Below are 20831 nucleotides of genomic sequence, written 5' to 3'. Positions count from 1 at the left end.
CAGTTATGGAACAAAAGGCTTTTATTAAGGTCACATGTAGCATTTTAACGATTAGCGATACACGAAATTTAACAACAGATACTAGTGGCAGATTGATTCAATCACAGTTAGAATTGGCAGGGCATCAAGTGATTTCAAGGGTTATCGTTCCTGATGATGCTGCCCTCATTAAACAAAAAATGAACGACTTAGCAACTAATGGTTCCTTTTGTTTAATTACTAATGGTGGTACAGGGATTGCTAGGCGCGATATTACGTATGAAGCGCTATTTGCAACTATTCAGCAAGAAATCCCGGGTTTTGGCGAAATTTTTCGGATGCTAAGTTATGAAGAAGTTGGCAGCCGAGCAATGGTATCTCGTGCGTTCGCAGGTTTTTCAGAAAATGGATTACTGATTTTTGCATTACCGGGTTCAAGTAATGCTTGCAAACTCGCTATGGAAAAATTGATTATACCTGAATTACCACATTTAATAGCAGAACGACAAAAATAAAACATCCGGCCGAAATTTGCGCCGGATGTTTTATTTTATCCACCAATTTGACTCATACGTCGCCAAGTTGGCTTATTAGATTGAACCTCATCTTGTAATTTGAGTGCCATTTCATGATTTTCTGGTTTATTATCAATTGCTTTTTGCACGAGTTGCATGAGTTTCACAGGCTCATGTATAAATGGGCGAATGTTCATTTCCTCATCCCAATATAGACATGCTTTGATATACCCATCTGCTGTGAGTCGGAGTCGATTACAGCTGTCACAAAAATGGGAGCTAACTGGATGAATCACACCAAAAGTCCCTTTCGCTCCTTTAATTCGGAAATTTTCAGAAGGACCATTTCCACGAATAGAATCAACTGCTTCATATTCAAAACCAATCGCATCACACGCTTCAAAAATTGTATCTAGCGGCAAATATTTTTCTTTCCAGCTCGTACCTGCGTGACCAATTGGCATATATTCAATAAAGCGAATATTAATATCTTTATCTTTAGTAAACTTGAGAAAATCAGTTATTTCGTCATCGTTTTGCCCTTTGATTAAAACAACATTGAGTTTAATTGGGAACAGCCCAACCTCTTCTGCTTTTTGAATACCATCAAGTACTTTTTGCAATCTTCCGCCGCGTGTAATTGCTTGAAAACGATCTGCATGTAATGAATCCAAACTAATATTTACGCGTGTAAGTCCAGCTTCTTTAAGTGCTTCTGCTTTTTTTGCCAAATACATCGCATTCGTTGTAATGGAAATATCTTCTATTTCAGGAATTGCTCCAAGCCCACGAACAATTTCTACAATATCGGTTCTAAGTAGCGGTTCTCCACCAGTAATACGTACTTTTTTAATGCCAAATTGTACCATTAGCTCCATAAAACTGACAATTTCATCTTTGGATAGTACTTTCTCATGGGGCAAAAATGTCAGGCCTTCTTCGGGCATACAATACACACACCTTAAATTACAGCGATCCGTTACTGAAATGCGTATATAATCGTGTACCCGCCCAAATTTATCCTTTAATAATTGCATAAAACAAAACTCCTATCCTACAAAATAGTTACGCTTCTGCTTTAAATGTACCACTTTTCCCACCTGTTTTTTCAACTAAATAGGTTTTTTCAATGCGCATACCTTTATCCATGGCTTTACACATATCGTAAATAGTTAATGCAGCAATGGTGACTGCAGTGAGTGCTTCCATTTCTACACCCGTTTTCCCTACAGTCACAACTTCTGAAGTAATAGTTAGCGCCGTATTTCCATCATCTTCAAAAGAAATATCTGCTTTTGTTGTCATAATCGGGTGACACATTGGAATCAGCTCGCTTGTTTTTTTTGCCGCCATGATACCAGCTACTTGTGCAACAGCTAGAACATCTCCTTTAGCAATTTTACCAGCATGGATACGCGCTAATGTTTCTTCATTCATATGTATAGTAGCTCTAGCGATTGCGCGTCGTTTCGTTTCTGATTTACTCGTTACATCCACCATTTTCGCACGTTTTTCATCGTTAAAGTGGGTTAAATCATCTTTTTCCATTCGATATCCTCCTTATCCACCGCTAACTGGCGGAATAACAGCAATTTCTGTTATTTCTTTTGGCAACATATCCTGATCTTGTTGAAATTCCATGTTGACAGCTAGCATACATGTCGCCAGATCCACAGCTATTTCAGGAAATTCACTACTAATGACTTCCCTAACCTCACCAACTGTTTGACATTGTTGCAAATTCAATTTCACTTCTGTTTTATGTGTCTTCTCGGCCAAAAAAGCAAAAAATTTAACTGTTGTTAGCATTTATGCCACCCCACCTTGTCTTATCTACATCTTTTTCTTCTTTCCATATAGGCACACGTTCTTTTAAACGTTCAATAATATATCTGGAACCTTCATAGCAAGCTGCACGGTGTGGAGTTGATACCCCAATAAATACAGCGATATCTGTTATTTGCAAAACTCCCAGCCGGTGAACGATAACAACATCTGCTCCCCACTTCTCTTCAACTTCTGTAGCCAACTTGTTTAGTTCTTTGAGCGCCATTTTTTCGTAGGAAGTGTAACGAATTTCTTCTGTTTGAATTTCGCCAGTCCATTCTCGAATCGTTCCAATAAACAGGTTCACCCCACCATGATTTTTATTGATTAGTTTTTCAGAAAGTGAGCCGATTTCTATTTTTTCATGTTGCAATGCTACATATTTCATTGTAAAAACTCCTTGATTAACGTTTCCGCAAATGTAATTAAAGTTTGCTCATCTCCAATAAAAATCGCTTCTTCTTTTAGCGCGGGATTATATGTCGCGATTTTATGAACAGCTTTACTGTTTTTTAAAAGTTCGATTTCGGCTTTTTCACGAATTAAAATAATTTTTGGAAAAGGACCTTCTTTGTATCCTTCTATGAGAATAATATCTGATTCTGGTAGTTTTTGGATAGCTTCTTTTAAATCGATACCAGTTTGTTCCATCACAGCATATTGCCTAGAATTTGCTATAACAACAGCGTCTGCACCGCTTTCTTGAAAAGAATATGAATCCGTTCCCACATGATCCACAGAAAAATCATGCGCATCATGTTTGATGGCAGAAACCGTATAGTTTTCTTTATGACTAGCTTTAATAAGTGCATTTATTAAAGTTGTTTTACCACTGTTTTTAAAACCGATTACTTGGAGGATAGTAGCCATGCTTCGACCTCTTCTCCTTTGAATTTTCCAACTTGCCCTCGTGGGATTTTAAATAAACAGGTAGTAAGATGAAGGTTTCCGAGTGCACTAGACATGTCGCTACCTACCAAATCAACCAAATATTCCCCTTCGTCTGATAAACGATACGTCCCGCGTAAAAAACGATCATAACCATTATTTTTCGTATAGTCACTCGCCATCTTAGCACGCACTTTGGTAGTCGCCGTTGTATCTTTTCCCATTAAAGTTGCTAATACAGGCTCTACTAACAAGTAAAAACCTGTAAAGCAAGCCCCTGGATTTCCAGAAAGAGCAATAATAAGCGTCTGATTCAACCACATTCCAGTTGTCGGACTGCCTGGTCGCATTTGAATTTTATTAAAAAGTAATTCCGCTTCTTGTTTCGCGATATCGGCCATAAAGTCATAATCCCCTACAGAAACACCGCCAGTTGTAATAATTAAATCAGCTATTTCTGTCAGTTCCAGCAAGCGTTTTTTTGTATCTTCATAGTTGTCAGGTAATTGTTCGGCGACACAAATTTCTGCATGATGTACTTTTAATAAGTTCTCAAGAAGCGGCTGATTACTATTGTAAATTTTGCCATCAGGAAGCGGATTTCCAGCAGAAATGAGTTCACTACCTGTAGATAAAATTGCAACTTTAGGTTTTTTTATTACTTGCACTTCATGAATTCCAAATGAGGACAATAAACTTATTGATCCAGCATTCAAAATATGGCCACGATCTAGCAGCAAATCGCCTTTCGCAAACTCTGCACCAATTTCTGTAATGTTACTAGACTTTTGTGTATTAATAAGAATAATTTCGTTTTCTTTATCAGCATTTCTTGATTGTTCAAGCATAATAATTTTTGCTGCGTTATCAGGCACTTTTGCCCCAGTCATTATTCGGACCGTTTCTCCTGGATTTAATGGTTTATCATATGTTTTTCCACAAGGAACTTCTGCAACAACATGTAGTCTAATTGGATAATTCCCGTCATCTGCTTCTGTAATTGCAAACCCATCATAACCAGAACGTCTAAAATAAGGAGCAGGAAATGGGGCAAAAACAGGCTCTTGTAAAACTTGATTTAATGCTTCTGTTACGATTTTTCTTTCTACTGGAAGATGCGTTATTTGGTTACATAATACTTCTCTGGCTTGCTCCACACTTATGGTATTTCGTTTTTCAATCAACTGGGCGCACTTCCCTTCTACAAATCATGTATGCGTTTTCTTTAGTACCAATATACAGGAGTTTTCTTATTTTAAAAAGTAAAGCGACTCCTTACTACTTTGTTGCTTTAAATCCGTATTTTTCGAGAGTTTTTTGTGCTTCTGATTTATTCATATAATCAAGGAATGTTTTGGTAGCTTCATTTTTATTGGAACCCATTACTTGTGCACTATAATAGGCGATTGGTTCATGAAGATTCTCATCAATCTTCTCTTTCACTTGTACTTTTTTGCTTAACTCCGCATCTGTTTGATAAACAAAACCTGCATCGGCATTACCGGCTTCTACATATGATAAAACTTGACGAACATCCGTTGCAAGAACAAGTTTTGCTTTTTCGGTATTATAAAGATTTAAATTTTCTAGTGTTTGCTTGGCATAAGCACCAGCGGGAACAGATTCAGGGTCACCAATGGCAATTTTATCCGCGTTATCTAGTAATTGCTCCAAGCTTGCTCCTTTTATTTGAGTTGTATCTTTTGGTTCAATTAGAACTAATTCATTTCCCGCAAATTCTTTTGTGTCTTTTGCTAATTTTTGTTTACTTAATGTATCTGCATCTTTTTTACTTGCTAAAAGGATACCATCGATTGGTGCTCCGCTTTCCACTCGTTCGCGAATTTGTCCAGAGCCACCAAAGTCAAAAGATAATTTAATGGTAGGATGTGCTTTTTCAAAAAGAGGTTTTATGTCATCCATCGTATCTTTTAAACTTGCTGCCGCTGAAATATGTATGGTAGTTTTTTTAGTTTCACCGGGCGTATCACTGCATGCAGCCAAAATTAGTAATAATCCACAACTTAAAATTAAAACTACTTTTTTCATCATTAATCCCCCTTTTTAGTTAGTTATATTGTACTTAAGTTTGACATTTTATACCAGAGAGAACGATAATAAATAGAAGTATTAATGGGATTTTTCAGGAGGAGTTTTATGTTTACATCTGTATGGCATACATTACTTGTTGCCACTATTTCTACATTTCTAGCTTTTATAACTATGCTTCCATTAAGTTATTATTTTTCTGGTCGCAAATCGCGTGTGCAATTATTAGTAGAAGTTTTAATTTTACTTCCACTAGTTCTACCGCCAACTGTGGTGGGTTTAGTATTACTAAATGTCCTCGGACGCAATGATTTTATTGGTGGCAAGCTTTGGGAGGCTTTTCATTTTAGTTTTATTTTTTCCCTTATTGGAGCTATTGTTGCAACAACGATTATTATTTTACCAATTATGTATCAAGGGCTGAAATCAGCATTTTTATCCATTGATCACGAACTTGTATGGGCAGCTGAAACACTCTCAGCCAATAAAAAACAAATTTTCGCTAAAGTTATTTTACCCAATTGTTGGCAACCCATTTTAGCTGGCGTATTGCTTAGTTTTTGCCGCGCGATGGGCGAATTTGGAGCAAGCTTGATGGTGGCTGGTTATATTGAAGGAAAAACCGATACGATTGCTTCAAGTATTTACTTTATGGTTCAACAAGGCGATATGCAAACAGCAATTTATCTTGGGCTAATTAATGTCATTATTGGCGTTTTTGCACTACTTGTCATCCATGTGTTAACCGTTAGACAAAGCAATTTAACGAGGGGGATGTAAAATGTTACGATTACAATTTCATAAAAAACTTCCTTTTCATGATTTAAATATTGATTATACTTTTGAAAAACCAGTTACTGCTATGATGGGCGCAAGTGGTTCAGGAAAATCAACGCTATTTCAATGTGTCAGTGGCTTAAAAAGCATTGACGGTGGAATTATTGAATTTGACGGAACTCCGTGGGATGATTCCACTATTTCGTTACATCTTCCAGTCACAGAGCGCAAAGTGGGTTATTTATTTCAAAACCTTGCTTTATTTCCAAATATGAACGTTTACGAAAATATTGCTTTTGGTTTAAAAGTGAAAAAAAAGAAGAAAAAAGAACAAGCTGAAATTCAACAACAAGTAAGAAAAATGAGTGATTATCTGCAAATTTCTCACTTGCTTTACTCTTCTGTTCAAAAACTCTCTGGTGGTGAGAAACAACGCGTTGCAATGGCTAGAGCGATGATTACCGAGCCGAATTTACTTTTACTAGATGAACCTTTTAATGGACTCGATGAAGAAACCCGTTTAATTTGTATGAAATTAGTTGGTCAAATGGCTAAAGATTTTCATATTCCGGTTATTTTTGTGACACACTATGCCTCTGAAGCAGAAATGATGACGGAAGAAATTTTAGTAATGAGAGATGGTCGACTTGAAAAAAGAAAACAATAATGTTGGTATTGTATTAGCTGGCGGGCGTTCTAATCGGTTTGGAGAACCAAAAGCATTTTTCCAGGATGAGGCAACTGGGAAAACTTGGGTAGAGCTTACTGTAAGTAAATTAATGCCATTCTGTGAATTGGTATTTGTTTCCGCAAATCATGAAAATTATCAAAAATTAGTTGCTATTTTTCGACATCAGTCAAATGTTCAGGTCATTCCCGATCAAATAGAATTCAGTGATTTTGGCCCGCTTGGTGGAATTTATGCGGTGATGATTCATGCAAAGGCATATCAAAAAGCGAACTTCCTCATTCTTCCTGTCGATATGCCGTTTTTAACTGCGAAAGAAATCGAACGACTGGAGGCTCATCCTAATCACTTTGCTAAAACGGCACAAGCAAGTCACTATTTAGTCTCAAATGTTCCCTTCTCTCCGGAAATTCTATATAACTTATTACAAAACGAACAGCACAAAGTTCGTGCATTACTCGAAAAACTGCAAACAAAACCGTTAGTATTTAAAAATGAATTAGCATTTAGAAATATCAATCGCCAAAATGAACTTTTTTAACCTTTTCTTGAGCTTTTCTTTAGTATTTTTTGGTAAACTAGAGAAAATCACGAGAAGAGGTTTTTTATGAAATTTTTTCGATTACTTTGGATTTTCACTTGGAAACAAGCACTTTGTTGTATATTCCCAGGTATTATTTTCCTTTCGCTTGCTCTAACCAAGTTAATTAATCTTCCTTTTATCCCTCGATATGACTTGCTTTTAATTATTTGCCTACTGACTCAGATTTTACTTATAAAATTCGGCTTAGAAACATGGGACGAGCTAAAAGTAATCATGGTTTTTCATGTTATTGGACTTGTGCTCGAAGTTTATAAAGTACATATGGGGTCATGGAGTTATCCGGATGATGGTTTAATGAAAATTGCTGGTGTTCCGCTTTATAGTGGTTTTATGTATTCGAGTATTGCTAGCTATATTTGTCAGGCGTGGAAAAGATTCGATCTCAAAATGACTAATTGGCCTAATATATGGCTCATTACTGCACTTTGCGTTACTATCTATGGCAATTTTTTCACCCATCATTTTATAATAGATTTCCGCTGGGTTTTGATTGTTTTAGTGCTCCTACTATTTCGAAAAACCTATGTTTATTTTAAAGTTAGTGCTACTCAACTCAAAATGCCTTTATCGTTATCATTTTTATGTATTGCATTTTTTATTTATCTTGCTGAAAATATCGCTAGTTTTTATGGAGCATGGGCTTATCCCGATCAACTTGTTGAATGGCGCCCCGTACATGTTTCTAAAATCACTAGTTGGTATTTACTTGTTATTATTAGTATTATTATCGTCGCACAACTTAAATTTATTAAACAAAAACTGGAAAAGACAACTGTAACAACAAAAAACGAGGCTACACTAAAATAGTGGCCTCGCTTTTGCTTTTAAATTAGTTTAAGATGCTCTAATGCTTTATAAATGCCATCTTCATCTACATGTTCAGTAATATAATCAGCGACTGCTTTTACTTCATCGCGACCATTTCCCATTGCCACACCTGTTCCGACAGCTTGAAGCATCGCGATATCATTCAAGCCATCGCCAAATGCGTAAGTATCTTCCATCGAAAAGCCCAGTTTTTTAATCATTTGTTTTATGCCTTCCGCTTTTGAACCATCTGCTGGACAAACATCCACAGATACTTCATGCCAACGTAAAAAGCCATATTGTTTAAATTCTTTTCGATAATAAGCATCATAGGACTCCTCGCAGAAAAGCAAACATTGGAAAATATCCCGACCTTTATAGTAATTAGCGTCCACTTTTGGATAGCTTCGTTTAATAGAATTCATTCCTCTTGTTACTCGGTCATGATCCGGCAAGTTCGCACGCATCGATTCTTTCCCAGAAAAAACAATCGGATGTTCATGCTCAGATGCCACACTAATAAGTCGCTCTAAAGATTCTGTTGGTAATGGTTTGGCATAAATTTCTTTGCCTTCAAAGATAACATATTGTCCGTTATAACAAATGTAAGAATGAATATCTAGTTCTTTTCTAATTTCGTCTAACATAAAAGGACCACGGCCTGTTGCTATAGCCACATAAACGCCATTTTCTTTCAATTTAGCAATTGCTTGTTTTGCGGATGCTGGAATTTCTTTTGTTTCGCCTACAAGCGTGCCATCTACATCAAAAAACACAATTTTACTCATTGATTAAACGCCTCTATCCTGTATCCATTTTTAAATTACATAAATTAAATTATAGCAGAAAACCACTAAAAAATCCCAACCTGCCATAAAGCACAAAATAAATGATACTTTCTAGTAGCAATTATCTGGATTTATGGTATATTAGAATGAAGGATATAGATCGGATGAACATTTGTAGAACAACAATGGAACGTGAAAAAAAACTTATAATTGTATCTTTTACTCGAAAATTTGTTTTAAATTTCCAAAATAAAGGTATGCAATTATAACGGATAAGAAATCTATCTTTCTTGCACAGCTACTTTAATAAATAGTCTGTGATAATTTTTCTTTGTCTTTTTTATGTTTAATTGTTAGTATCTCGTGCACCCATATCCGCTTGCTACTAAGTCCACAACTGAAAGCAAGCCAATAATTACTGAATAATTATAAGATTTTCGACCAGAGAATCTATTTTTAAAAACTAAACTTAAATTTTAAGGAGAGAAAAACATGATTTTTAAAGTATTTTATCAAGAAACACTTAAAGAAACACCCGTACGCGAAAAAACACAATCTTTATACGTAGAAGCGGAAAGCGAAGTAAAAGTACGCCAACTTTTAAAAGACGAACCTTTCCACATTGAATTTGTCGAAAAAATCAGTGACGCGCATTTAGCTTATGAAAAGGAAAACCCAGACTTCGCGCTCTGGGAAAAATAAGCCTATATGAAATTTGTAAAAAATAATGAGACAGCTGTTTTCGCCCTTGGTGGACTAGGCGAAATCGGTAAAAACACATATGGCGTACAATTTCAAGACGAAATCATTCTAATTGATGCAGGAATCAAGTTTCCAGAAGACGAACTTCTAGGAATTGATTATGTTATTCCTGACTACAGTTATCTAGTTAAAAACAAAGATAAGATTAAAGGACTTTTTATCACCCATGGTCATGAAGATCATATTGGTGGTGTTCCTTACTTACTTCGTGATCTTAACATCCCGATTTACGCGGGGAAACTTGCGAGTGCACTTATTCGCAACAAACTTGAAGAACATGGCTTGCTTCGTCAAACCAAAATCTATGAATATGAAGAAGATGATGTTTTTAAATTCAGAAAAACTAGTATCTCTTTCTTCCGTACAACACATAGTATTCCTGATACGTATGGTATTGTTGTCAAAACTCCATCTGGTAACATTGTTCACACAGGCGATTTCAAATTTGATTTCACTCCAGTTGGCGAACCTGCAAACCTTACAAAAATGGCTGAAATTGGTAAAGAAGGCGTTCTTTGTTTACTATCTGATAGTACCAATGCCGAAGTACCAAATTTCACTATGAGTGAACGTGTCGTTGGTGAAAGCATTAAAAACATTTTCCGTGATGTAGAAGGAAGAATTATCTTCGCTACTTTTGCATCTAATATTTACCGTTTACAACAAGTAGTCGAATCCTCTATCGAAACTGGCCGTAAAATTGCTGTTTTCGGTCGTAGTATGGAATCCGCTATGGAAATTGGTAAACAATTAGGCTATATTCAAGCACCCAAAGATACATTTATTGATGTGCATCAACTTAACAAAACACCAGCTGGTAACGTAACAATCCTTTGTACAGGAAGTCAAGGTGAACCAATGGCTGCTCTATCAAGAATCGCCAATGGAACTCACCGTCAAATACAAATCCAACCAGGTGATACGGTAGTCTTCTCGTCTTCCCCTATCCCAGGTAATACTACGAGTGTTAATCGCACAATCAACTTGTTATACCAAGCTGGAGCAGAAGTTATTCATGGTAAAGTAAACAATATCCACACTTCTGGTCACGGTGGTCAACAAGAACAAAAACTTATGCTACGTCTTATGAAACCTAAATTCTTCATGCCAATTCACGGTGAATTCAGAATGCAAAAAATCCATGCCCAGTCTGCAGAAGAATGTGGTGTCCCAGAAGAAAATAGCTTTATTATGGCAAATGGAGATGTACTTGCTTTAACAAGTGAAACTGCTCATGTTGCTGGTAAAATTCATGCAGCAAGCGTATATATTGATGGTAGTGGCATTGGTGATATTGGTAATATTGTCCTGCGCGATCGTCGTATTCTTTCAGAAGAAGGTCTTGTTATTGTAGTGGTATCGATTGATATGAAAAATTCTCGTGTGATGGCAGGACCTGATATTATTTCACGTGGCTTTATTTATATGCGTGAATCCGGTAATCTAATCGGAGAAGCTCAAGGTCTTCTAACACGTCACTTAAATAAAGTTATGGAACAAAAAACAACACAATGGTCTGAAATCAAGAATGAAATTACAGATACTTTGCAACCTTTCTTGTATGAGAAAACAAAACGACGTCCTATGATTTTACCAATCATTATGGAAGTATAGTTTTAAGGACGATAAATGGTTATAAAATCATTTATCGTTTTTTATTGATTTCTCAGAACGACGATGGTATGTTTAAAACAAACTAAATAGAAAGACGAGGAACTTTTATGACAGAAACTAGGACAGAGAAGAATCAAAAAAAATCGTCCACTTTTGCTAAAGTTATGAAAATTATTAGTGTTACGCTCTTGGGAATTATCTTTTTTTCCATAACTGGATTAGCAGCTAAATATTATATTACTGTCCAAAATACGATGGCTAAAATCAATGTTCCATTAGAAACTAGTAATAAAACAGCCACTGATTTAGAGAAGAAAAAACCATTTTCTGTATTATTGATGGGTTCTGATGCTCGCGCAGGTGAGAAAAACGGTCGTGCTGATACAATCATTCTTGCAACAGCTAACAAACAACAGAACGGTGTTAAAATGGTCAGTATTCCTCGTGATACAAAAATTGATTATGGAAATGGAGATATTGGAAAGATAAATGCCTCTTATTCCAATGGAGGGCCTTCTGGAACCGTATCTGCTGTTGAAAAACTCATGCCAGGTGTGCCAGTAGACTACTTTATTTCTATTAACATGGAAGGTTTTAAAGATTTGGTCGATGCTGTTGGTGGGATTTCCGTCTATAATGATATTGATTTAACAGAAGTGAATAGTAAGTTCGTTAAAGGAAATATTACTTTAAACGGAACGGAAGCTTTACAATATGTTCGAATTCGTCATGAAGATCCACGTGGTGATTTTGGTCGTCAAGATAGACAACGTGATGTCATTATTGGTATTGCAAACAAAATCGTCAGTTCCTCTGGAGTTTCTAATTTTGAAAGTATTATGAAGGCAGTTGGCGATAATTTCCAGACTAACATGACACTGACTGACATTACTACAATGGCAGCAAACTACGCTTCTGTTTTAAAAGATGTGGATTCAGAAGAACTTAAAGGTGAAGGCGAAATGATATATAGTGAGTCTTATGGATTTGATTTATATTATTTTGTTCCAACAGAAGCAGATTTAGAAAAAGTAATTACTATGTTTAAAAAAAGCTTAGATATTAATGAATAAAAAGAAGACCGGAGCCAATATCAGCTCCAGTCTTCTTTTTTAATTATGTTTTGCTATCAAAGCATCCATCTCATTAATTACTTTTTGACAAGCTTGTTGGTGATAGGAAAAAACCACCTCATAATCAGGTTCAGTTTCTTTATCTAATGTCACATGATAAAGAATTTCGATATTATTAATTGCTTGTTCGACTAGTTGCGTGAATCGTAGCATTGGTTCATCAGATGTTATATTAGCAATAAAACTGCTATCTTCAATAATTTGCTCTCGCATTTTCCTTAGTTCAATCAGTTGTTTCCATAATGCTTTTATTTTTGGTGAAAAATCTTCTGCATTTGCTGAATGGATGTCTATTGCTTTTATTTTATCTAACATTTCTTTCTCATGAGAGATAAATACTTGGTTTAATTTTTCTGTTTTTTTCCTTGGATAAAGTGCATACACCAAAAAGCCAATAGAAAGACCAATCATCGTATCGAATAATCGATCTCTTAAAAATACAATCGGCTCTCCGTCTCCTTTACCTACTAAAACCATCACAGTAATAACAACGATAACCATCGTAAATTTCTTAGTAAACAGATAACTCAACAATATAGCAAGTGCCGCTCCAATTGGAATCATGATATAGTGATGATTAGGAACTAAAAGATAGACAAGTGCGGCAAGTAATCCCCCAACAATCGTTCCAACAATTCTTTCTACGCTAGAGCCATAAGTGTCTCCTTTTGTCATTTGAGCAGTAATATAAATAGCATTAAATAGATAAGTAGGATACACAATCCAGTCTCCTAGAAGAGGAAAAAGTATTATCGCGATTGTAATACTAATTAGAACTTTAGAGACACGAGGGTCAAGAGCAAAACGTTGTCTGATAGAAATTTTTTTCATTTCGCTTTCCCTCCTTCTGCAAGTTCCGCCATTCCAGCTTTAATTGCTAGAAAATTTTCCACGAATTTTTTTACATGAAATGATGCTACTGGGTCAGATTTTTTAGAATTGATTTCAGCAGAAAGACTTATATTAATTTTGTTTAGTGCTTGCTTTGCTTCTTCATTTAAACCAACGCTTCCAATATCTAACATCGTTTGAGCATGGAAAAATAGTTGCAAATAATTTGGAAGTAACGCCTCATAAATTTCAACATGACGCTTATTCGCTTTCTTACTAGCACTGTATTCTTTTATAAACATTTGCGATTGGACAAAAATGCTATAGAGCGGTTTTGGTACAAATTTACCATTATTAGAAAAAACACTTTCTACTTCTTTGTCAAACATGCCCATTAATTGTTTCATCATGATTTGAACAGTTTTTTCAAGTGGCAAGTGGACATATTTTACGACTAATTGAACAAATAAGAAGAAAACAAATACATCAATCAGCGCTACAATTATCATTAAATATAGTGGCATAGGTAAGTCCTCTGTCCCTAAAAAATATAGCGCAGTACCAATAGCTAAAGTCATTACCATGTATTTCTGTGGCATGATGAAATTTACAGCTAGAATGACAATTATTATTACTACATAATAAATATATACATTAATTGGGAAAAAATAAGTACTTATGATAACAAATAAACATGCAAGCCCAAATGCGAGTGCTATTTGAGGAATGACTTTTTTAGTAATCCCATATGTAGGTTGCATGGAAATAATTCCTATTAAAACAACAATCGGTAATACTCCAGCTAAGTCAGGAAAAATAACAGTATGCACAATCACACAAATACTTGCATATATAAATGCTTGTAACATTTGTATAAGTCCACGCGCTCCGACTTTATCAAGCAAAAAAGCTTTCATCTATTCCCCTTCTTTCGGTTCTATTTAACGTGCTTTATGTAACTATAATAGAAGAGAAATAGCCATATAGCAAGTTCTAACAAGCAGACAATAAAAAACCTCATAAATATAAAGATGTTTCATGCTATCTTTTATATTTATGAGGTTTCATTTATTATTGGATTTTTTCTTGTAGTCTTTCAATATCGTCATCTGAACCGATAACAATTAAGATGTCACCTTCATGAAGAACATCATTTGCTTCCGGCGTAATAATCATTTGTTTATCTTTTTTAATACCGACAATATTAACACCAAAAGAATTACGAAAATCTAGGTCAACCAAGCTTTTTCCAAGGAAGCGAGGATCAGAAACTGAGATCTCGACTAGACTATATTCATCGGAAAGTTCAAGATAATCAAGCATGTTTTTCGAAACAATGTAATGGGCAATTCTTCGGCCCATATCCCGCTCTGGATGGACAACACGATCAGCCCCAATTTTATCTAATAGTTTAGCGTGCTTATCATTTGTTGCTTTCGCTGTAACGTATTTCACACCCATTTCTTTTAAAATTAGTGTGGTTAAAATACTAGATTGGATATCTTCACCAATCGCCACAATAACATGCTCAAAATTACGAATGCCTAATTGACGAAGTGCATTTTCATCCGTGGAATTGGCAATAACAGCATGCGTTGCAATAGACATATATTCATTTACGCGTTCTTCGTCTGAATCAATAGCGAGTACTTCCATTCCTTGTTCAACAAGTGAACGACAAATGCTCCCGCCAAAACGCCCAAGACCGATAACTGCAAAACCTTCTTTCATGTGTTGGTTACCTCCTTGCTACTTTTTTTCTACTAAATCATGTTTAAATGCATAAATCGCAGCTTGTGTACGGTCTTGTACATCAAGTTTTGATAAAATATTACTTACATGCGTTTTTACTGTTTTCAAAGTGATAAAAAGTTCATCTGCAATTTCTTGATTAGATTTACCTTCTGCGATTAATAAGAGAATTTCATTTTCACGATTAGTTAAATCATCATGTAAGTTTTTTTCTGGTTTAGCGGTTAATCGTTGCATCATTTTACCAGTTACTTCTGGTTCAAGCACAGAGTCCCCACCATATGTAGCACGAATCGCATCGGCAATTTCGCTTGCTGTGGATGTTTTTAACATGTAACTGCTCGCTCCAGCTTCTAGTGCTGGGTAAACTTTTTCATCATCAATAAAACTTGTGACGATAATGATTTTTGCTTCTTTCCATTTTTGCATGATTTCTTTAGTCGCTTCGATACCATCCATTTCATCCATAACTAAATCCATTAAGATGATATCTGGACGGAGTTCTAAGGCCATATCGGCACCTTCTCGTCCATTTTCTGCCTCGCCGACTACTTCCATGTCATCTTGTACTGAAAGATAAGCTGAGACACCTATACGTACCATTTCGTGATCATCAACAAGTAATACTTTTATCATTGGCTTTCCACGTCCTTCTTCGCAACAAGTGGGATTTTTATTTCTACGCTAGTTCCTCTTCCGGGGAAACTAATTATTTTGATAGTGCCACCGAACTCAGCAACTCGTTCTCGCATATTTTGTAAACCATAAGATCCTTGACGAACATTGTCCATATCAAACCCTACTCCGTCATCTACCACCTTCATCACTGCAAGGTTATCCATTGTTACTAAACGAACTTCTAATAATTTGGCTTTGGAGTGACGTAATGTATTTGACAAAAGTTCTTGCACAATACGGAATAAATGGTCTTCAATACCTTTTTGTAAGCTAATATCTTCAATTTGCCATTCTACTTCGATAGGTAGTTTGGTGGTTAATTCTTTTAATAATTGTTCAATACCTGTTTTAAGGGATTTACCTTCTAGTTGGGTTGGGCGTAAATGTAATAATAGCGCGCGCATTTCAGATTGAGATTCATTGACAATTGATTCTACCATTTTCAACTGTTTTTGCATTGCTTCAGTAGCACTTTTTTCGCTTTGTTCATTTAAAGCAGATAAAAGCATCATCGCCGCAAATAATTGTTGGCTTACAGAATCATGTAATTCTCGAGCAATCCGGTGACGTTCTTCGGATAAAATAGCTTCTTTTGTTTGACCGCTTGATTCCGCCCGTTCACTTGCGAGTTTTTGTGTCAAAATCGTTTGTGCTTTCATTTTATCACGTAAGCGGTCGATTTGCTTATATACTTGCTGTACTTCTAAAAAATTTTCTTCTTCTTCACTAGCAATCTTTTTTTCTAAATCGCCTTGTCCAAGCAAACGAATGGAAAAATCAATCGATTCAAACTTTTGTTTAACGAAGTAACCGATTAGCCCTCCGATGATTAGTCCAATCGAAATGGCTGTTAACGGAACAAAGACGATAAATGGAATATAAAATATTTTTTGTTCAATAAGAATTTTGTACCAAGAACCCTCACTAAAAAAATAGTATCCAACCGTTCCAATGGCAGTCGCAACAAGTAGTAAACCAGAGCAAACTGCCATCATCAATTTTGAAAAACTCATAGCCTAATCACCTCTAAATCTCCGAAGATTACAGAAGTCATGATTTTCACTTTTCGTGCAGAACTTTCGTAATTATCTGAGTAGACCTTAATGCTATTATTTTGAATAGAGGTGCTTTCTTTATCATATTGGATATTTCCAAAAATCGCGGAATGTTCAATACAAATACCAATATCAAATGGCACAAGTATACGGATTTTCCCTGAAACACTACGGATCATAATAATACTTTCACCAGTTGGAAGAACGGTATTTCCTAAATCTAGAATCGTATCGCCAATGCCTGTTTGGATGTTGATATCATCCCATTCGTATACTACATCTAAGATTCGCTGATTACCGAACCACTGATTACGGATAAATTTATCTGTGCGGTCAATCTTACTATCTGGTTCTCTTGTTTTGAGCATTAATAATTGAGGTGCCCGCTTCCGGCTAATATAATGGATAATCGCATAAATACCAGCAACAACAAGCCCTACTTTGAAAGTGGTTGTAAGTAATACGGCGATAATGATAAATACAATACCAATAAACAAAGAATTTCTTGCACTTTTTTTCGTGGCACTTGCTTTTCTAGAGGTAAAGATGAAAAATATCCCAAGAGCAAACAAAATAAGTAATTCCCATTGAAATAACATCTCTAATCCAACGCCAACAATTATCGCAATTAAAAATATAAAAACAACCGAGCTTTCCATTTTTTTCAAGCTGACACACCTCCCTAAGTCATTCTTTAGACAAAGCTACTTCTCGCTTTACGTTACTTTGTACATGCTGTGTTCATTATAGCGAGGATTTGCTAACAGACACAAACCGCGCTAGTTGGAACATCCACTACTACTTTAGTCGGATGTTTCTTCTAATAATTTAGTTATAACCCCATTTTCTTGAGTAATCCGTTTAGCCTTCAAAAGTGTACCAATTGCACGTTTAAATTGTGCTTTACTTATTCCAAATTTTGCTCGAATTGCATCTGGATCTGATTTGTCACCAAACGGCATTTCTCCACCAACACTTCGCAAATAGGTTAAAATCATTTCTGCATCGTCATTTAACACTTCATGTGCTCTGCCACGGAGCGATAAATTTAGTGATCCATCTGGTTTCACAGCAATAACGCGTGCTTTTACACGTTCGCCCATTCTCGGTTCAGATGTACGTTCACTTTCATGAATAAAGCCGATATGGAAATCATCTGTGAAAACAAAGGAACCAATTTTAAGTAAACGATAAATTGTTCCTTCGATATTTTGATTGAATAATTCTTGTTCTGCTCGGACAGCGATAGCGCGGAATTGTTCTTCCTCTGCTAAAACTCCCCAAATACGATTTTCTTCATCTACTCGAAGGGCAATCATTAAGCGGTCTTCTTTTTTTGGCCATAAATGCAGTAGTGCTGGCAAGTCATCTAATGAAACAACGACGTCTTTTTCGATACCGATATCGACAAAGACACCCAAATGTTTACGCACTTCGGTTACTGTGCCCCAGCCATAATGTCCTACTTGAATTTTTGGAATAATTGTTGTTGCTGCGATTTCACGGTCATAATCCACAAAAATAAAGACTGTTAATTCAGCCCCAACAGCCAGTTCTGTTTCATGTGTATTTGATTTAGATAAAAAAACAGTTACTTCATCTTTCTCAAGGAGCCAACCTGTTTCTTGGATTTCTTTTACTGTCATTACTTGGCTTTTGCCAATATAGTTATTCACTTTTTTTCCACCTTTTTATTAAGAATAGTCTTGTTCCATTATAGCGTATCTATGCTTTTAAGGCTACCTACTATGTAGAAATCAAATTTAATCAATATGTTGTTTTAAGGTATCGATTTTTTCTTTTAAAATGTCTTTTGAAAAATCAGAGGCCTCTCTTGCCGCACTTCCCACATGATAATCTGTATGATTTAATGTCGCTTGGAAGGTTGCGATATTTTCAGGTTTAACACCACTTCCAACTAGTATTTGAAAAGAATCTGGATTTTCTTTACTATCTTGAATCCAGCGTTTCAGTCGTGGTAATGAATCCAGTGCGCTTCTTGTTCCACCAGAAGTTAATAATTGATTAATGTCTTTTCCGTATTCCCGTAAGACCTTGTAACTTGCTTCGATATCTTTTGTTGCCTCTAATGCACGATGAAATGTTAAATCTAAATCACCTTTCCAGTCAATCACTTTTTCAAGAAGTGCTCGGTCTATATTTCCGTCCTCGGTGATTCCGCCATAAACAATTCCTTGCACGCCAACTTCTTTTGCAAACGCAATGTCTCGTTCCATCACAATTCTTGCAGATTCGTCGTATACAAAAGAAAAACTATGTGGCCGAATCATCATCATTGCCGGTAAGTTAGAGACACGAACAATTTCTTTGATAGCACCGAAACTTGGTGTTAATCCTCCTTCACTTATTGCAGAGACTACCTCCATTCTATTTGCACCATACTGTTCTGCTAAATAGGCGTCTCTAGGGTTTTGAACAATCACTTCTAACATGTTTTTTCGCTCCTTTTATTAACTAATTATCTTCATTTTACCCTTTTAATACATAAATGAATACTAAAAAATCCATGAAAAGAAAATTACTCTTATCATGGATTTTTTACTTTGATTATTTTAATTTCGTTGTAAATACTTCTGTTTCTCCTGCTACAGTTTTGGATACATCTTCAAAAGCAAAATCATATTGGCCTTCTGAACTATTAGTTACGACCATTGGAACAACAGTACTTGCAGCATTTTTTTCAATAAAATCAAAATCCGCTTCCACGATAGGATCTCCGACTTTGACTTTATCGCCTACGTTTACAAGAACATTAAAACCTTCTCCATTTAATGCTACTGTTTCTAAACCAATATGTACAAGAATTTCTTGTCCCATATCAGTACGAATGCCAAAAGCGTGTTTTGTTTCTGCAAGTTGAATAATTTTCCCATCTACTGGAGCAACAATTGTACCTGTTTCTGGCTTAATTGCGATTCCCTCACCCATCATTTTTTGATTAAAAACTGGATCTGGAACATCTTCTAAAGCAATAAGTTTTCCAGTTACATGCGCAAATACTACTTCACTTTTACTTTTATTCAAGAATTTTTTAAACATCCATCTTCCTCCTAGCAAATTCATAAGTCAACTTCTATTCTACCTTTTTGAAGAAGAAAAGGCACGAAGAAAGTATCAAGATTAACTTGAACTTTTTCATGCCTTAACCAAACGATTATTTACTTGTTTTTAGATCTTCAATGGAATTAATATTTGTCATATACTTTGGCACTGCTAGACCGATTTTTGCCCCTTTTAAGTTGGGACCTAAATCTTCAAATTTTCCTTTGTAATCTTTGAAGTAGACTCCGGAAGTATTAGGAAGCCATGCAGCAACCATACCGTCAGCAGCGTCAGTCGCAACAGATGCCCACATTGGCTGAATTTCCATCGCTTGAATTGTAGGTTCATACCCTACAGATTTTAACGCTTCTGCGACTACATTTGTAGAAGCAATTTCAGAATCCCAAGCTACATAAGTCAGCTTGATTTCATCACCATCTACTTTTTTAACACCGTCAGTCCATTTAGCGACTTTTTCAGGATTATTTTTAATCCATTTTTTGGCTGCTTCTTCAGGATCAACACCATCGTTTACTTGTAACATAACTTCTGACATATCTTCAGCAGTCCAGAAAAAATTATCTAACACTTGGTAAGCAGATGGTTTGTCTTCTTTTAAACCTTTGCGCACAATTGTGTGAATATTTTCTGCATTACCATAAACATTTTTAGGATCGTCTAAAAATTTCAAGTCAAATTTTGTAAACATCCAGTGCGGTGTCCAACCAGTAACTACAATCGGGCGTTTATCTTTCATCGCTTTTTGAAGTGTACTCGTCATTGCCGCAGTGGAACTAGTTTGTAACTGCCAATTATCATCATCTAATTTGTAATCTTTAATTGCATTTTGTGTTGCAAGCATAATTCCTGCCCCAGCATCAATTCCTGTGATTGTATAATTGATTTGTTCGCCTAAATCTTTTTTCGCATCATAAGGAGCAAGGGTCGTCCCGCAGGCTGCTAACGTGAAAATAAGCATAGCTAGAACTGCAGTGCTAATTATTTTTTTAAGCAATCTACT

At 35.8% G+C, this 20831-nt stretch carries 26 protein-coding genes; 8 read left to right on the top strand and 18 right to left on the bottom strand.

Annotated features, from left to right (window positions below):
- Window positions 1–5 precede the first annotated feature (5 nt).
- On the top strand, window positions 6–494 hold the full coding sequence (locus tag LWE_RS05205) for a MogA/MoaB family molybdenum cofactor biosynthesis protein (protein ID WP_011701850.1): 489 nt from the start codon (window positions 6–8) through the stop codon (window positions 492–494).
- 35 nt (window positions 495–529) lie between these two features.
- Here LWE_RS05205 and moaA read toward each other — a convergent pair whose 3' ends face one another.
- The 7 genes from moaA to modA all read right to left on the bottom strand — a co-directional run bounded on the left by moaA (window position 530) and on the right by modA (window position 5258).
- Window positions 530–1531, bottom strand: coding sequence for a GTP 3',8-cyclase MoaA (gene moaA / locus LWE_RS05200; protein WP_011701849.1), 1002 nt, complete (start codon window positions 1529–1531; stop codon window positions 530–532).
- A gap of 28 nt (window positions 1532–1559) precedes the next feature.
- Complete coding sequence (moaC, locus tag LWE_RS05195; RefSeq protein WP_011701848.1) at window positions 1560–2042, bottom strand: cyclic pyranopterin monophosphate synthase MoaC; 483 nt, start codon at window positions 2040–2042, stop codon at window positions 1560–1562.
- A gap of 12 nt (window positions 2043–2054) precedes the next feature.
- A complete protein-coding gene (gene moaD, locus LWE_RS05190; RefSeq protein WP_011701847.1) occupies window positions 2055–2303 on the bottom strand; it encodes a molybdopterin converting factor subunit 1 in 249 nt (82 codons plus the stop codon).
- Window positions 2287–2709 (bottom strand): molybdenum cofactor biosynthesis protein MoaE, encoded by a 423-nt coding sequence (locus LWE_RS05185; protein ID WP_011701846.1) that lies wholly within the window; start codon window positions 2707–2709, stop codon window positions 2287–2289. Before LWE_RS05185 ends, moaD begins: the two co-directional genes overlap by 17 nt.
- Window positions 2706–3191, bottom strand: coding sequence for a molybdopterin-guanine dinucleotide biosynthesis protein B (gene mobB / locus LWE_RS05180; RefSeq protein ID WP_011701845.1), 486 nt, complete (start codon window positions 3189–3191; stop codon window positions 2706–2708). Before mobB ends, LWE_RS05185 begins: the two co-directional genes overlap by 4 nt.
- Window positions 3170–4393 (bottom strand): molybdopterin molybdotransferase MoeA, encoded by a 1224-nt coding sequence (locus LWE_RS05175; RefSeq protein WP_011701844.1) that lies wholly within the window; start codon window positions 4391–4393, stop codon window positions 3170–3172. Before LWE_RS05175 ends, mobB begins: the two co-directional genes overlap by 22 nt.
- A gap of 94 nt (window positions 4394–4487) precedes the next feature.
- Entirely contained in the window at window positions 4488–5258 is a 771-nt protein-coding gene (gene modA / locus LWE_RS05170) for a molybdate ABC transporter substrate-binding protein (protein ID WP_011701843.1), read from the bottom strand.
- A gap of 108 nt (window positions 5259–5366) precedes the next feature.
- On the opposite strand from modA, the gene LWE_RS05165 reads away from it, so the two are divergent.
- The 4 genes from LWE_RS05165 to LWE_RS05150 all read left to right on the top strand — a co-directional run bounded on the left by LWE_RS05165 (window position 5367) and on the right by LWE_RS05150 (window position 8134).
- Window positions 5367–6038, top strand: a complete 672-nt coding sequence (locus LWE_RS05165) for a molybdate ABC transporter permease subunit (RefSeq protein WP_011701842.1) — start codon at window positions 5367–5369, stop codon at window positions 6036–6038.
- 1 nt (window position 6039) lies between these two features.
- A complete protein-coding gene (locus LWE_RS05160; protein WP_011701841.1) occupies window positions 6040–6702 on the top strand; it encodes an ATP-binding cassette domain-containing protein in 663 nt (220 codons plus the stop codon).
- Window positions 6683–7264: a molybdenum cofactor guanylyltransferase gene (locus tag LWE_RS05155; RefSeq protein WP_011701840.1), complete on the top strand. Its 582-nt coding sequence runs from the start codon at window positions 6683–6685 to the stop codon at window positions 7262–7264. Before LWE_RS05160 ends, LWE_RS05155 begins: the two co-directional genes overlap by 20 nt.
- 66 nt (window positions 7265–7330) lie before the next feature.
- Entirely contained in the window at window positions 7331–8134 is an 804-nt protein-coding gene (locus LWE_RS05150; protein ID WP_011701839.1) for a DUF817 domain-containing protein, read from the top strand.
- Window positions 8135–8151: 17 nt separating this feature from the next.
- Here the strand turns inward: LWE_RS05150 and LWE_RS05145 are convergent, their stop codons facing one another.
- Window positions 8152–8922, bottom strand: coding sequence for a Cof-type HAD-IIB family hydrolase (locus tag LWE_RS05145; RefSeq protein WP_011701838.1), 771 nt, complete (start codon window positions 8920–8922; stop codon window positions 8152–8154).
- Window positions 8923–9414: 492 nt separating this feature from the next.
- Between LWE_RS05145 and LWE_RS05140 the strand changes: the two genes are divergently transcribed.
- The 3 genes from LWE_RS05140 to LWE_RS05130 all read left to right on the top strand — a co-directional run bounded on the left by LWE_RS05140 (window position 9415) and on the right by LWE_RS05130 (window position 12371).
- Entirely contained in the window at window positions 9415–9624 is a 210-nt protein-coding gene (locus LWE_RS05140; protein WP_011701837.1) for a DNA-dependent RNA polymerase subunit epsilon, read from the top strand.
- Window positions 9625–9630: 6 nt separating this feature from the next.
- Window positions 9631–11298: a ribonuclease J1 gene (gene rnjA / locus LWE_RS05135; protein ID WP_011701836.1), complete on the top strand. Its 1668-nt coding sequence runs from the start codon at window positions 9631–9633 to the stop codon at window positions 11296–11298.
- A gap of 107 nt (window positions 11299–11405) precedes the next feature.
- Window positions 11406–12371: an LCP family glycopolymer transferase gene (locus LWE_RS05130; protein ID WP_011701835.1), complete on the top strand. Its 966-nt coding sequence runs from the start codon at window positions 11406–11408 to the stop codon at window positions 12369–12371.
- A gap of 39 nt (window positions 12372–12410) precedes the next feature.
- Here LWE_RS05130 and LWE_RS05125 read toward each other — a convergent pair whose 3' ends face one another.
- The 10 genes from LWE_RS05125 to LWE_RS05080 all read right to left on the bottom strand — a co-directional run bounded on the left by LWE_RS05125 (window position 12411) and on the right by LWE_RS05080 (window position 20825).
- Entirely contained in the window at window positions 12411–13262 is an 852-nt protein-coding gene (locus LWE_RS05125; RefSeq protein ID WP_011701834.1) for an FUSC family protein, read from the bottom strand.
- A complete protein-coding gene (locus LWE_RS05120; protein WP_011701833.1) occupies window positions 13259–14179 on the bottom strand; it encodes a hypothetical protein in 921 nt (306 codons plus the stop codon). Before LWE_RS05120 ends, LWE_RS05125 begins: the two co-directional genes overlap by 4 nt.
- Window positions 14180–14333: 154 nt before the next feature.
- A complete protein-coding gene (locus LWE_RS05115; protein WP_003719245.1) occupies window positions 14334–14993 on the bottom strand; it encodes a potassium channel family protein in 660 nt (219 codons plus the stop codon).
- 18 nt (window positions 14994–15011) lie between these two features.
- A complete protein-coding gene (locus tag LWE_RS05110; protein ID WP_011701832.1) occupies window positions 15012–15650 on the bottom strand; it encodes a response regulator in 639 nt (212 codons plus the stop codon).
- Window positions 15647–16705 (bottom strand): sensor histidine kinase, encoded by a 1059-nt coding sequence (locus LWE_RS05105; RefSeq protein WP_011701831.1) that lies wholly within the window; start codon window positions 16703–16705, stop codon window positions 15647–15649. The genes LWE_RS05110 and LWE_RS05105 overlap by 4 nt, the downstream gene beginning before the upstream one ends.
- Window positions 16702–17415, bottom strand: a complete 714-nt coding sequence (liaF, locus tag LWE_RS05100) for a cell wall-active antibiotics response protein LiaF (protein WP_011701830.1) — start codon at window positions 17413–17415, stop codon at window positions 16702–16704. The genes LWE_RS05105 and liaF overlap by 4 nt, the downstream gene beginning before the upstream one ends.
- Window positions 17416–17550: 135 nt before the next feature.
- Complete coding sequence (locus tag LWE_RS05095) at window positions 17551–18423, bottom strand: CvfB family protein (RefSeq protein WP_011701829.1); 873 nt, start codon at window positions 18421–18423, stop codon at window positions 17551–17553.
- An 87-nt stretch (window positions 18424–18510) separates the two neighbouring features.
- Window positions 18511–19200: a copper homeostasis protein CutC gene (locus LWE_RS05090; RefSeq protein ID WP_011701828.1), complete on the bottom strand. Its 690-nt coding sequence runs from the start codon at window positions 19198–19200 to the stop codon at window positions 18511–18513.
- A 115-nt stretch (window positions 19201–19315) separates the two neighbouring features.
- A complete protein-coding gene (locus tag LWE_RS05085) occupies window positions 19316–19807 on the bottom strand; it encodes a PTS sugar transporter subunit IIA (protein WP_011701827.1) in 492 nt (163 codons plus the stop codon).
- Window positions 19808–19922: 115 nt separating this feature from the next.
- Window positions 19923–20825, bottom strand: a complete 903-nt coding sequence (locus LWE_RS05080; RefSeq protein WP_011701826.1) for a glycine betaine ABC transporter substrate-binding protein — start codon at window positions 20823–20825, stop codon at window positions 19923–19925.
- Between the last annotated feature and the right edge of the window lie 6 nt (window positions 20826–20831).

Source organism: Listeria welshimeri serovar 6b str. SLCC5334 (assembly GCF_000060285.1).
In the GTDB taxonomy this organism is placed as follows: Bacteria; Bacillota; Bacilli; order Lactobacillales; family Listeriaceae; genus Listeria; species Listeria welshimeri.
This window is presented reverse-complemented; position numbering and strand designations above follow the sequence as displayed.